The organism is Myxococcus llanfairpwllgwyngyllgogerychwyrndrobwllllantysiliogogogochensis (assembly GCF_006636215.1).
Lineage (GTDB): Bacteria > Myxococcota > Myxococcia > Myxococcales > Myxococcaceae > Myxococcus > Myxococcus llanfairpwllgwyngyllgogerychwyrndrobwllllantysiliogogogochensis.
In genome coordinates, this window is record NZ_VIFM01000057.1 from 1 (window position 1) to 13,113 (window position 13,113).

9 protein-coding genes are annotated in these 13,113 nt (G+C 69.0%); 2 read left to right on the forward strand and 7 right to left on the reverse strand.

Annotation, left to right across the window (positions count from 1 at the left end; translation table 11 throughout):
* Together FJV41_RS16510 and FJV41_RS16515 are read left to right on the forward strand one after the other, a co-directional pair.
* Positions 1-533, forward strand: a 533-nt coding sequence (locus FJV41_RS16510; protein ID WP_141643453.1) for a lysylphosphatidylglycerol synthase domain-containing protein, incomplete at its 5' end; no start/stop codon positions are given.
* A gap of 1 nt (position 534) precedes the next feature.
* The gene (locus FJV41_RS16515) at positions 535-1,419 is read left to right on the forward strand and encodes a glutaminyl-peptide cyclotransferase (protein ID WP_246137242.1); all 885 of its coding nucleotides are present in this window, start codon (positions 535-537) and stop codon (positions 1,417-1,419) included.
* Positions 1,420-1,422: 3 nt separating this feature from the next.
* On the opposite strand, the gene FJV41_RS16520 is transcribed toward FJV41_RS16515, so the two are convergent.
* The 7 genes from FJV41_RS16520 to FJV41_RS16550 form a co-directional block, all read right to left on the reverse strand.
* Entirely contained in the window at positions 1,423-2,790 is a 1,368-nt protein-coding gene (locus FJV41_RS16520) for a sigma-54-dependent transcriptional regulator (RefSeq protein WP_141643454.1), read from the reverse strand.
* Positions 2,772-4,259: a sensor histidine kinase gene (locus FJV41_RS16525; protein WP_141643455.1), complete on the reverse strand. Its 1,488-nt coding sequence runs from the start codon at positions 4,257-4,259 to the stop codon at positions 2,772-2,774. The genes FJV41_RS16520 and FJV41_RS16525 overlap by 19 nt, the downstream gene beginning before the upstream one ends.
* A 289-nt stretch (positions 4,260-4,548) precedes the next feature.
* On the reverse strand, positions 4,549-6,168 hold the full coding sequence (locus tag FJV41_RS16530) for an MXAN_6577-like cysteine-rich protein (protein WP_141643456.1): 1,620 nt from the start codon (positions 6,166-6,168) through the stop codon (positions 4,549-4,551).
* Positions 6,165-8,138, reverse strand: coding sequence for a TonB-dependent receptor plug domain-containing protein (locus tag FJV41_RS16535; protein WP_141643457.1), 1,974 nt, complete (start codon positions 8,136-8,138; stop codon positions 6,165-6,167). The genes FJV41_RS16530 and FJV41_RS16535 overlap by 4 nt, the downstream gene beginning before the upstream one ends.
* Positions 8,135-10,255 (reverse strand): carbamoyltransferase family protein, encoded by a 2,121-nt coding sequence (locus FJV41_RS16540; protein WP_141643458.1) that lies wholly within the window; start codon positions 10,253-10,255, stop codon positions 8,135-8,137. Before FJV41_RS16540 ends, FJV41_RS16535 begins: the two co-directional genes overlap by 4 nt.
* Before the next feature lie 9 nt (positions 10,256-10,264).
* Positions 10,265-11,533 (reverse strand): hypothetical protein, encoded by a 1,269-nt coding sequence (locus FJV41_RS16545; protein WP_141643459.1) that lies wholly within the window; start codon positions 11,531-11,533, stop codon positions 10,265-10,267.
* A gap of 65 nt (positions 11,534-11,598) precedes the next feature.
* Positions 11,599-13,071: a cobyric acid synthase gene (locus tag FJV41_RS16550; RefSeq protein WP_141643460.1), complete on the reverse strand. Its 1,473-nt coding sequence runs from the start codon at positions 13,069-13,071 to the stop codon at positions 11,599-11,601.
* Positions 13,072-13,113: the final 42 nt, after the last annotated feature.

Here is a 13,113-nt window from a genome sequence, read left to right on the forward strand (position 1 = left end):
GGGCCATGGCGTCGCTGTCGCTCTCGCCCGGGGTGGCGCGGGGGCTGGGCTTCTCCCTGCTCGGGGTGTTGCTGGGCTACCTGGTGCTGTGCGCGCGGATGCGGCGGACGCTGAAGGTGGAGCGCCTGCATCTGAAGGTGTCGTTGCCCACGCTGAGGCAGGCGTTGGAGCAGCTCGTGGTGTCGTGCCTGGACTGGTCGCTGGCGGCGATGGTGTTGTGGGTGTTGTTGCCGTCAGGGGTGGGGATTTCGCCGCCGAGCATGGTGGCGTTGTTCGCGGTCGCGCAGCTCGTGGGCATCGCGAGTCAGGTGCCCGGAGGGCTGGGCGTGTTCGACTCCATCATCCTGGCGGCGCTGACGCCGGAGGTGCCGGCGTCGATGCTGCTCGGCACGCTCGTGGTGTACCGCATCGTCTACTACCTGCTGCCCTTCGCGGTGGCGGCGGTGATGCTGCTGGGGCACGAGCTTTCGCAGCATCGCGGCGACCTGTCGGAGCTGCGGGCGCGGCTGGGACGGCGACGACAGGAGGGGTGAGGTGCCTGCCCGGTTCGGGACGGAGCGGACCTCGCGCGTGTTGTGCCGGCCTTCGTTTCCTGCTTCCGTGGCCCACTCGATGCGAGTCCATCAAACAGCGTGGGTGTCGGCGCTCTGTGTCCTGGGCATGGGGCTGGGCAACGGCTGTAGCTGTGGCCCCGCGCAGCGGCGCATCACCCCCGAGGGCGCGCCGACGCGGAAGGTCGCGCACATCGTCCAGGAGTATCCGCACTCGACGGACGCCTTCACGCAGGGCCTCGTCTTCCACCAGGGCCGCTTGTTCGAAAGCACCGGCAACCAGGGCACGCTGCGCGAACTCTCCCTGGAGTCCGCCACGCCGCTGTGGATGGAGCCGCTGGGCAACATCTTCACGGAGGGCCTCGCCAGTGACGGCGAGCGCCTCTACCAGCTCACCTGGACCGAGGGTCTGCTCTACACCTGGAGCGGCCTGCCCCCCACGCGCGAGCGCACCACGCGTTACTCCGGGGACGGCTGGGGCCTGTGCTACTGGCAGGGCCGCCTGGTCCGCAGCGACGGCACCTCCATGCTGACCTTCCACGCACCCGACACCTTCGAGCCCGTGGGCTCCGTGGAAGTCACCCTGCAAGGCCTCCCCCAGGACCAGCTCAACGAACTCGAGTGCGCCAACGGCGTCATCTACGCCAACGTCTGGCACTCCTCGAGCGTGCTCGAAATAGACCCCACCACGGGCCACGTCACCGCCATCATCGACGCCTCCGCCCTGACGCGCGCCGTGTCCCCCCAGCTGAACAGCCGCGAGGCCGTCCTCAACGGCATCGCCGTGGAGCCCGGCACCGGCCGCATTCTGATGACCGGCAAGCTCTGGCCGAAGCTCTTCGAAGTGCGCCTGGAAACCGTCGACTGACGCTCAGGGCTTCTTCGCCTCGTCGTCGCGCTCCAGCTTCCGGTACAGCGTCTTCCGGTCCACGCCGAGGATGCGCGCCGCCAGCGTCCGACTGCCACCCACCGCCTCCAGCACGCGGTGGATGTAGCGCCGCTCCAGCTCCTCCAGCGTCACCAGCTCCGACGGGTCCGTGTTCTCCGGCACCACCTTCGGCTGGCTGTAGTTCCGGATGCGCTCGGGCAGGTCATCCACCGTGAGCTGCTCGAACGACGTGAGCGCCACCGCGCGCTCCATGCAGTTCTGCAGCTCGCGCACATTCCCCGGCCACCCATAGGCCAACAGTCGCTGCGCCGCCGCCGGTGACAGTCCCACCACGCGCTTGTTGTTGCGTACCGCGAACTGCTCGATGAAACGCTGTGACAAAAGCAGCACATCATTGCCCCGCGCCCGCAGCGGAGGCAGCTCCACTCCGATGACGTTGAGCCGGTAGTACAGGTCCTCGCGGAACCGGCCCTCCTCCACCGCCAGCTCCAAGTCCCGATTCGTCGCCGCCACGATGCGCGCGTCGAACGGCACCTCCGTGTCCCCACCCACCGGCCGCACCACGCGCTCCTGGAGCGCGCGCAAGAGCTTGGGCTGGAGCGTGAGCGGCAATTCGCCCACTTCATCCAGGAACAGTGTGCCGCCATTGGCCTGGACGAAGAGGCCCGTGCGCGTCGCCTTGGCGTCCGTGAAGGCGCCCTTGGCGTGGCCGAACAGCTCGCTCTCCAGCAGCGCCTCCGGCATCGCCGCGCAGTTGAGCGCCACGAACGGCCCCGGCGCGCGACGCCCCCGCGTGTGCACCGCGCGCGCGGCCACTTCCTTGCCCGTGCCGCTCTCGCCGGTAATCAGCACCGTGGAGTCCAGGTCCGCCACCCGGTCGATGAGCGCATAGGCCTGCTGCATGGCGGGGCTCTCGCCCACCACCGCGCCGCTGTCCTGCTGCCGTCCCAGCTCCTGCCGCAGCCGGCGCACCTCGTCGCGCAGGGCCCGGTGCTGCACCGCGCGCTCCAACACCAGCACCAGCGCGTCCAGGTCGATGGGCTTGGTGACGAAGTCGTACGCCCCCGCGCGGATGGCGGCGACGGCCGTCTCCAGGCTCCCGAACGCCGTCAACACGATGACGGGGATGTCCGGCCGGTTGAGGACGATGCGCTCACACAGCGCCAGCCCATCCATCCCGGGCATGCGCAGGTCCGTCAACACCACGTCGAAGTCCTCGCCGGACAGTCGCGCCAGCGCCTCGTCGGCGGACCCGAGCGCCACGGGCGTGTAGCCCCGACGGGTCAACCCCTTCTCCAACATGGCGCGCATCTCGCGCTCGTCCTCGACCATCAGGACGCGGCCTGGCATGTGTCCCCTCCGCTCGGCAGGTAGATGGAGAAGCAGCTACCGCGTCCCAGCTCGCTGCGCACGGCAATCCAGCCGCCATGGTCTCTGACAAGACCATACGAGACGGACAGCCCCAGCCCCGTGCCCTCGCCCACGTCCTTCGTGGTGAAGAAGGGCTCGAAGACATGGCCCAGCACGTCCGGGGGGATTCCGCCGCCCTCATCCTCCACGTCCACCCGCACGTAGCTGCTCTCCGCGCCCCCCACGTCAGTGGGCGGCGTGGCGCGGGTGCGCGTCGCGTGGATGCGCACCGTTCCGGGCTTGTTCATCGCCTGCAGCGCGTTCATCACCAGGTTGGTCAGCACCTGCTGCACCTGTCCTCCATCGGCCTCCAGCATGACACCCGGGGGCACGTCGTCCACCAGGGTGATGCTCTTCTTGGAGGCCATGGGCTTGAGCAGCGACAGCGAGCGGTCCACCAGCTCCCGCACGTCCTCCGGGGCCCGGTGGGGCGCGCGACGCCGCGCGAAGTCGAGCAGTTGCCGGATGATGCCCGTCATGTGCTGGGCCTGCTGGCTGATGATGCGAGCGCACTCGCCCACCTCCTCGCCCTCCGCTTCGCCCGAGGAAATCATCTTCGAGCGGCCCATCACCACGTTGAGTGGCGTGCCCAGCTCGTGCGCCACGCCGGAGGCGAGCTTGCCCACGGTGGTGAGCCGGTCCGCGTGGCGCAGGTGCTCCACCGCGGACAGGCGCGCGACAGTCTCCGAGGACAGGCGGGAGCGCGTCTCCTCCAACTGCTCGCCCATGCGGTTCATCGCGTTGGCCAGCATGGTGATTTCATCGCCCCGGCGCCGGGTCGGCAGCCGCACGCGGGCCGTCAAGTCGCCCTGGCCGAAGCGGTTCGCCAGTTGGACCAGCTCGTCCACGGGCTCGCCGACGAGCTTGCGGCCCATGGCCATGGCGGCGATGAAGAAGGCGAAGGTGATGGTGCCGGTGGCGACGATGGTGCCCACCACCGTGACGAAGACGTGCTGGCGCTCCTCGCCCAGCGACTCGGTGATTTCGATGGCGCCAAAGCGCTGGCCCCGGCCGATGAAGACCGGCGTGTAGGAGTGCAGCAGGCCAGGGTCCGGGCTCGGGTCCACCATGGAGCCGTCCTTCCCCTGGCGCAGCGTGGCCAGCAGGCGCGGCGGGAAACCGACGAGCGACGGAGTCCCCGGGCCACCATCCAGCCAGACCCAGCGCAGGTGGACCTGCCCCTGGTAGCTGTTGGACTGGTTCAGGATGGTGAGGGCTTCACGCTCACCGGCGAGCTGCCACGCCTTGCCGATGGCTCCGGCGAGCGTGTGACCGAGCAACTGGTGGTCGTGTTGCATGTCCAGCGCCGAGCGCTCCAGCTCACGGCGAACCTGGATGACCTGCAGCCCGGCGATGACAGCCACGGCGAGCAGGACGAGGGCGAGGGTGAACTTGCGAGCGAGTTTCACGGGAGGTCGAGGCTATTCCGGTCCATGCACCTTGGAGGGGTCGAATACGCATGGACCGGAAGGAAGTACTCACAACGTACCGCGAGTGCCGCGAGAAGAGAGCAGTGCGTCGTGCCGGAGTCCTTGGAGGGAGTGGGAGCGACCTTCGTGCGTCACACGGAGGCCTAGAGCATCCGCCATGCCAGGGCGGTGCTCGGAGCGGCTTGCCTCGGAGGAGGGTGTCTCGGCGGGGCGGGATGACCCGCCGAGACCGGGGCACATTGCCCCGTGGGGGCGAAGTGCCCCCGCCTCAGAACCCCTTGGGCAGGGCCACCACGTCGCTGACCAGCGAGAAGCCACTCGCGGGGCAGGCGGCGATGGCGGGCTCCGACGTGTCCAGGAGTCCCCTGCGCTCGACGAGCGTGCTGCCCACGACCTCGTGGACGAAGATGCGCCCGCCGTTGGTGTCGCCCAGGTAGGTGCGATTGCCCACCACGGCGAAGCGGCCGGCGGCCGGAATCGGACAGGAGCCGATGCCCGGCGAGCACTGGATGGGCGCGGTGGACACCACGCGGTCCTGCGCGTCGAGGAGCACCAGCGCCGAGCGCTCCACGGACAGCAGCTTGAAGTTGGTGTCATAGACGGCCTTGCCGCCGCAGCTCACGAGGAGCTGCTCTCCCACGGGAGCCACGGAGCCCGGGTTGAGGCAGCCGTCGCCCAGGTCGATGAGGTCCACCGCGCGGCTCGTCGGGTCGATGCGTGCGAGCAGGCCAGGCCCGCCGGGGCTGTACGTGACGGGGTTCAGGTTGTTGAGGGTGACGTACAGCTTGCCGTGGTGTTCGGTGATGCCGGTGGGCGTGGACAGCGTCGTGTTGTCGGGGAAGGGCTTCAGCGCGGCCCCCGAGGGCAGCACGATGGTGTCCACCACGGCGGGTTCGTTGTTGGCCAGCGAGACGCGCACCACACGGCCCCCGGCGGACGGGTCTCCCAACAGGTTGCCGTAGAGCGTGACCCAGAGGTCGTGGGTGCCCGTCCTCGTCATGGCGAAGGGATTGGTGTTGGCGCCGAAGCTCACGCTCGCGACGTTGGTGAAGGTGATGCCGTTGGGGAAGCGGGAGCCCGGGGGGCCGGGAGGCAAGGGGTCTCCTTCGCGACGGAGCACCTGGAGCGTGTTGTCGGACGAGTTGAGGATGTAGAGGTACGGGTCCTGGACCAGGACCTGGTTGGGAGCGCGGCCCGTGTCGTTGCTCGCGGGCAACACGCCGTAGTCGCTCAGTCGCGCTTGGACAAGCTTGCGCGTGGAGTCGAGCACCAGCAGCACGTCCAACATCCGCGCCGCGCTCTGCGGAGACGAGGCCACCAGGGTGTTCGGGCCCTTGAAGTCCGAGCCGGACTGGATGCCCACCACCTGCCCGGTGTTGAAGCACGTGGCCACCACGTCATAGGTGCACACGCTGCCCCGGCAACTGCGGGCGTCTCCGCAGACGTTGCCGCAGGCGCCACAGTTGTTGGGGTCGGCCTCCCCGTTGATGCACGCGTTGCCGCACTGAAGCATGCCCCCGGCGCAGCTCCCCTGGCAGTCGCCGTTCATGCACACCTCGAAGGGTTGGCAAACCTTGCCGCCTTCACCCGCGCAGCCGCCGCAATGCTGGGGCGAGGACTGGGTATCGACACAGGCGCCGCCGCAGGCCGTGGCGCCCTGCTGACAGCGGCACGCGCTCTGCGCGCAGAGCTGTCCGGTGCCGCAGGTGTTGCCACACTCGCCGCAGTTCGCGGACTCGCTGGTGAGGTCCACGCAGGTGTCCCCGCAGCGGGAGAGTCCCTCGCTACAGACGACGCCTTCGTCGGGGCAGCCCGTCAGCAGCAGGCACGACAACAATGAGACCAGGGCAGCGAGGTGTCGCCCGGGAGGAAGTGACGCGGCATTCATGGGGTGTCCGCCTTTCGATGCGAAGAGGGAGAAACGTCGAGCGCCATCGCCACGGAGGCGAGCACGGCGCGGCCCGGCAGGGGATAGCCGTCGAAGTCCTCGACGAAGGTGTCGAAGACGTTCTTGAAATCGAGGGAGAACGTCAGCGCGGGCCGGCGCCCCACCGTGCTGGACACCCCCGCATGCAGCAGCGCACGCGCTGGCAGCATCAGCTCTCCGGTGCGGTTGCGCAGTTGCGAGGACTGGGCCCGCAGCTCCACGCGTCCCGTCAGCCACGAGGGGCCCGCGGCCACGCGCGCGGACAGCGTGTGGCGCGGGCGGAGCGGTATCTCCTTGAGGTAGTAGCGCGGGTCATCCCGGAGGTTGCGGGAGACGAGCAGCGTGTACGCCAGGGAGCCGGACAGGAACGAGGTGGGCCGCGCCTCCGCGTCCACTTCCAGTCCCGAGACTCGCGCCGAGGCGAAGTTGAAGGGCTTGGCGGCGAACGGGGGATACGCCTCGTAGGCGATGAGGTCTTCGTAGAGGCTGTGGAACCCTCCCACGGACACGAGTGAGCGCTCCGTGCGGTGCGCCAGGGCCACGTCCGCGGACACGGCCCGCTCGGCGCGCAGGTCCGCGTTCGGCAGCAGCGTGCCCTGGCGCACGTACAGCTCCAGCAACGAAGGCGCGCGGTGGGCCTGGCCCACGTTGGCGCGCAGCTCCAGGCGCGCGGGCAGGGCTACCCGTGCGCCCAGCTTGGGTGACCACAGCGTGTACGGGCCCACGCGCTCCAGTCGCAGCGAAGGTGTCACGTGAAGGCGCCCCGAGAGGAGTGCGACGTCATCCATCGCCATGACGCTGGCGCGCAGCCAGGAGGTCCGCTCTTCCGTCGGCGTGGCGACTCCGTTCGTGGACAGGCCCTCTCCGCCCACGCTCGCCAGCGCGGAAACGACGTGCCAGTCACCCAGGGGCAGCCGTCCCTCGAACTCACCTCCGCCCGCTCGTAGCACCTGCACGCCCTGTTGTGACACCGGGCCACCCGACAGCTCCAGGCGCTCCTGCCGGAAGTGCGCGCGCGCCGACACATCGACGCGGTTCGCGAGTGAGCCGAGCACGCGCAGGCTCAGCACGCCCCGGCGGCTGGACTGCCGCGCATCCGCGACGGGGTTCTGCGCCGTGCCCGCGAGCCCGCGTCCTTCCAGCGAGCCCTCGCCCATCGCGTCCACCACCACGCCTGGGGCCAGTCGGTGCCGCACGCGCAGCAATGCCCCCGCGCCGCGTGCATCGTTGTTGTCACGTCGCCGCGTCTCGGGCGCGTCTCCCGGCAGCGTGGGCGTGGTGTCGAAGGGGTAGGAGAAGCCGCCGGAGGAGGTGCCTCCGTGCACGAGCAGGAGCAGCTCACTGTCCAGCAGCGGGCCGGTGGCGGCGAGCCAGCCCGTCGCGGTGTCCCAGCTCCCGTAGCTCACTTCGCCGGACAGGCTCAGCGTGTCGCCGGGACTTCGGGTGACGATGTTCACCACGCCGCCGAGTCCACCGCTGCCGTAGCGCGCGCCCGCGCTTCCGCGCAGCACCTCGAACTCGCGTGCGAGCGCCAGGGGGATGCGCGACAGGTCCGCGCTGCCCCCCGCGCCGTTGAGGGGAATGCCGTCGAGCAGCACCAGCGTCCCGTTCGACGAGGCTCCCCGGACGACCAGGCTCTTGCTCTGTCCGTACCCGCCAGACTCCTGGATGGCGACACCCGGTGAGGTGGCGAGCACCTCGGCGGTATCGCGGGCCGTGCCGCCGCGCTCCTCCACGGAGATGACGGTGACGACGCTGCTGGGGTCTCGTTGCGACGCGCGGTCCATCGGCTCGGGGTCGGGCACCTTGCCCACCACGTCGATGACCTCGGACATGGGAGGTGTTCCCGCGTCCTCGGTGGATTGGGCCCATGCCGGCGCGCACGCCAGCAGCGCCAGACTCAAGAGCCACCTCGTGAGTGCCGTCTTCACGCTCCTGTACCGGGAGCGAGTCTCGGACCGAAGCCGAGGATGGAGGCGCGGCGCAACGAGCCGAGCATCCGCAGCAGCCGCGCTTCGTCCAGCGTGGAGTCCTCTCGCGAGGCGCGCTCCAGCAACTTCCAGCCCGTCATGCCGGGCTCGACCTTCGTCACCAGCTCCAAGAGCGTGAGGGAGACGAGCTGGAGCACCGTGCCCCACGGTGTCCGCACGCGGAACGCACCACAATGTCTCCACCCGCCGGTCATCTGGCGCGCATCCTCCAGGGCGCGACCTTCCGCGTCCAGAGCGAAGCCCAGGGGCTCCTTCAACAGGTGCCGCAGGTCCGTTTCACCCGTGAATCCGGAGGGCTCGGGCGCCAGTCGCTCTCCGAGCACGAGCAACTCCAGGTCCAGCAGTGAAGCGTAGGCCGCCTGCTTCAGCACCAGGTGCTCACCGAGCACGCAGCCGTCGAGCCCCGTGGACAGCAGACACCAGAGGGCGTCCTCGGGTGTCTCGACGATGGGCTCTCCCGCGACGTTGAAGGAGGTGTTGAGCAGGATGGGCACGCCGGTGCGCGCGTGGAACGCCGTGAGCAGCGCGTGCAACAGCGGGATGTGCTCCGCGCGGACCGTCTGGACGCGGCCCGTGCCGTTGACGTGGGCGACGGCGGGGACGCGATGACGCTGGGCCTCGCGAAAGCGCCACACCCGGAGCATGAAGGGACTGTCGTCGGAGGCTGTGTCGTCGAGGTCGAACCACTCGCGTGCATGCTCCGCGAGGATGGCGGGCGCGAAGGGACGGAAGGCCTCGCGGAACTTCACCCGGCTGTTGAGGACGTCCTTCATGTCGCCGGGACGTGGGTCGCAGAGAATGCTCCGCTGCCCGAGCGCGCGAGGGCCCAGCTCCGAGCCTCCCTGGAACCACCCGAGCATCTTTCCTTCCACCAGCAGGTCGGCGACGGCGGGCACCACCGAGGGCAGCCGACGTGACACGACAGCGGGAGTCGCCTGGATGGCGCGGTCCACCCATGCGGAGGGGTAGGTCCTGCCCACGCTGTCCTGCTGGAGCCGTCGAGTCGACTTTCGCCCTGTCAGGTGCCAGAGCCCGTGATACGCCGCGCCCAGGGCCGTGCCGCTGTCCTCGGCGGCGGGCATGACGTAGACGTCGCGGAAGCCCGCCTCCGTGAAGAGCCGCTCGTTCGCCACGCTGTTGAGCGCGACACCGCCCGCGTAGCAGAGCCTTTCGCAGGATGTGCTCGCGCGAAGGCGTCGGACGATTTGCAGCAGCCCGGCTTCCAGCGCCGCCTGGGCGGAGGCCGCCAGGTTCCGATACTCCTCCTGGCGCGCGGGCCATCGCTCGTTGTGTGGGAAGCGCCGAGGCACGGCGTCGGAGAAGACAAACCGTCCATCGACGATGGTGAAGAAGTCGGTGATGGGAATGTCGGGAACGCCGTAGGGCGCCAGCCCCATGACCTTGCCCGGACCTTCGAGCACATCGGAGAAGAGCTGTCGCCCGACGGCGGAGTACAGGCCGCCGAGACTGCCGAAGCGCGGCATCCCCTGGAAGCGCTCCAGCTCCGCGGAGGCGGTGACCTCCAGGAAGGTCCCCAGGTGCTTCTCCAGCGGGACGAAGCCGTCGCGCGACGCGCGGTAGACGGAGAGCGTCTCTTCTCCTCGCCGCTCGGAGACGACCGCCGCCAGCTCCGTTTCGGACAGGTCCTGGACGTTGGAGCCGAAGCCGTCGGCGACGAGTACGAGGGCCTCATCGAAGCCGGACGTGGCGAAGGCGCCGACGGCGTGTCCCAGGTGATGCGAGAGGGTGAGCGTGGGCACCCCCGTCCTGGCGAGGGCGAGGTCGGGGTTGGCCCGCACGTCGAAGAGGGGCCCGCGAGGCCCCATCAGCGAGCAGCACGCGACGAGGCTCAAGTCCTCGGGTTGGATTCCCGCGTGCTCCAGGCAGTAGCGCACCGACAGTGACGCGAGGCCGCCAGGAATCCACGCCCGCTTGCGTCGCAGCAGGCGTTCTTCCTGGATGGCCACGACCAGCTCGTCGCCGCGCAGCAGACACGCGGCGCCGTTGTGGTTCGACGCGCCAATGCCCAGCACCCACGGAGCGCTGTGGCCTGACATGGCGGTACCTCAGTTCGCCGGGGCGGGCTCGGGCCTCAAGGAAGGAGCCTGGGGCGGAGCCACCTTGGGGACCGCCTGCTTGCGAGGCGCGGGAGCGGCGGGCGCGGGCGCGGCGACGTTGAAGAGGTTGACGAGCACGCCCACGGCCGCGAGCTGGGACGTGGTCGGGTTGTAGTCAATGGCCTCGCCGATGGGGAAGTCCACGGAGCTGGAGGCCTGGACCTGGAGCTGGCCGTCGGGGGTGACGAGGACGGTCCACAAGAGGCCCTCCTGCGTGGTGGCGAAGACGTACGGCTGGCCGCCGACGCGGGCCATGGCGGCGCGGAACGCGAAGGACTGGGGCAGGGCCAGATTCTGCTTCAGGTCCACGGAGCCCTGGGACTGGAATTCAGCGGGGCGCACGCGGAAGAGCCACGTGTTCTTGTCCGCGGGGCCCACGGAGCAGGCCACGGCGACCAGGTGGTCATCGAGGATGGCCAGGCCGTTGATGCCGCGCTGGGCGGCCGGGTTGTAGCGCTTGCGGGCGAGCACGTTGCCCTGGGGGAGCTGGAGCATCACCAGGTCTCCGTCCTCGGCGCCGGTGATGACGATGCCGTCGCGCCACGCGACGATGTCGCGCACGTTCCAGAGCTGGAAGGGGCTGGGGATGGGGTCGGGAGAGCGGACGTTGAGCTTCTTCAGCACCGCGAGCTGGCGGCCGTTGCGCGAGACGCTCCAGATGAGGACGAAGCCATTCTCGTGGCCCGTCACCAGGTACTCGCGACTCGCGTGGACGACGAAGACGCCGCTGTTGGCGGTGCCCACGTCCGCGTCGTAGGCGAAGTTCTCGAAGCGGAACGCGCGAGGAAGCCTGTCCAGGTGCGCGGGCTCCGCGTCCTCTTGCAGCGCGGTGTCCCGCTCGCGCCAGAGGGTGATGGTGGTGCTGTCATTGGAGGTGACGAAGGTCCGCTCGTCGCGGACGGCCATCATCTCCACGCCCCGGTTGGCGGGGGTGCGCAGCACATCGGTGAGCATGGGTCCCCACTCGGTGGGGCCCGGAGGGCGGAAGAACGTCATGGAGCCATCCAGACGTCCGACGATGAATCGGCCCGAGTCCAACCACTGCAACTGCTGGGTGTAGGGATACGTGGTGCCAACGGGTGTGAGCACCTGGGCGGCGAGGTTGCTGTCGGCGGTGCCGGCCTGGGCCTGTTCCTGGGCATGGGCATCGTGCTGACAGGCCATGACAAACAGCAGCACCAGTCGTGGCAGGACGCGAACGAATCCATCGAGCTTCATGTTGAGCCTCCTCCTACATGCGCTTCAGTCGGGAATCCCCAAGCGCCCCCCTCGGCAGGATGGAGTCAGGCAAATGTTGTCATGTGCTCGGCCAAGGCGGCTGCGAGGCGATTATAACTTTCCTCCCGACGGGTGTCATGGTTGCTCAGGGGCGCTGTCAGGACTGGCAATCCCTTGCGCTGGCGCAACGTGTTGATGAATGCCCGACTGAGTCGGGGATTCTTGAACAGGTCATGGATGAACGTGCCAAAGATGGGCAGTCGCTCATGCACGGCGCCATCGACTCCGCCCGCATGGGCGTACAGCGGCCTCGCGCTCGCATACCTGACGAGTCCGGAGTGAATCTCATACCCTGACACCTCGCCCGCGCTCGCGAAGGGATTGTCGGGCGTCGGCGTGTAGTGACGATTGAAGACCGTCTTGCCAGGGAGGAACTCCACGTCGATGTCCAACAACCCCAGCCCCGTGGTGCTGCCGTGCTCGGACTCGCGGCGGCCCTCGTCGAGCAGCTCGCGCCCCAGCATCTGAAAGCCCCCGCAGATGCCGACGATGGGCGTGGTGGTGCTCAAGTCCTGGAGCACCCGCTCGAAGCCGATGCGCCGCAGGTGGAGCAGGTCTCCCACCGTGTTCTTGGTGCCGGGAACGATGATGGCGTCCGGCGCACCGAGCTGGTCCACGGAGCGCACGAAGCGCACGCGCACGTGGGGCTCCTCCTGGAGATAGTCGAAGTCGGTGCTGTTGGAGATGTGCGGCAGGTAGAGCACCGCCACGTCGATTTCAGGCGCCCCGTGCATCCGGGGCTGGACGCGGTCCTCTTCCTCCAGCGCCAGGGACAGGTAGGGCATCACCCCGACGACGGGCCGCTTCGCGTGGTGCTCGATGAAGTCGATGGCGGGCTGGAGGACCTGCCGGTCTCCTCGGAACTTGTTGATGATGAAGCCGGCGATGCGCTCGCAGTCCTCGGGCGCCACCAGCTCCAGCACCCGCAACGTGCCGAGCAGCTCCGCCGCGATGCCGCCCTTGTCGATGTCCACCGCCAGGTACACGCGCGCGTCCAGCCGATGGGCCACCTCCATGTTCACCACGTCGAACGGACGCAGGTTGGGCTCCGCGCAGCTCCCCGCGCCTTCCGCGATGACCAGGTCGTAGTGGCGCGTCAGGTGATCGATGGACTCCTGGATGGCGGACAGCTTGAGCGCGCGGTGCGTGTCGGAGAGGAAGTACTCGCGCGCGTCGACGTCCTGGTGCGGCCGGCCGTGGATGATGAGCTGGCTGACGCTGTCCGACTTGGGCTTGAGCAGCAGCGGGTTCATGTGGACGATGGGCCGCTGCCTCGCCGCGAAGGACTGCACCGCCGTGGCCCGGGCGATTTCCTCGTTCTCCTCCGTGACGAAGGAGTTGAGGGACATGTTCTGCGACTTGAAGGGGGCCACGCGCAGCCCCTTGTTGGCGTACAGACGGCATAGGCCAGCGACCAGCGTGGTCTTCCCCACGTGGGAGCCCGTGCCTTGAATCATGAGGTGAGGGTGCTTCGGCATGGCGGGCCTCCTGGCGCGCGTGCACTATAAGGCGTCAACCTC

Excerpts from the sequence above, each read along its gene's own strand:
- FJV41_RS16545 (WP_141643459.1), bottom strand. The coding sequence starts at position 11,533 with ATGAAGCTCGATGGATTCGTTCGCGTCCTGCCACGACTGGTGCTGCTG.
- FJV41_RS16530 (WP_141643456.1), bottom strand. The coding sequence starts at position 6,168 with ATGAATGCCGCGTCACTTCCTCCCGGGCGACACCTCGCTGCCCTGGTC.
- FJV41_RS16520 (WP_141643454.1), bottom strand. The coding sequence starts at position 2,790 with ATGCCAGGCCGCGTCCTGATGGTCGAGGACGAGCGCGAGATGCGCGCC.
- FJV41_RS16550 (WP_141643460.1), bottom strand. The coding sequence starts at position 13,071 with ATGCCGAAGCACCCTCACCTCATGATTCAAGGCACGGGCTCCCACGTG.
- FJV41_RS16540 (WP_141643458.1), bottom strand. The coding sequence starts at position 10,255 with ATGTCAGGCCACAGCGCTCCGTGGGTGCTGGGCATTGGCGCGTCGAAC.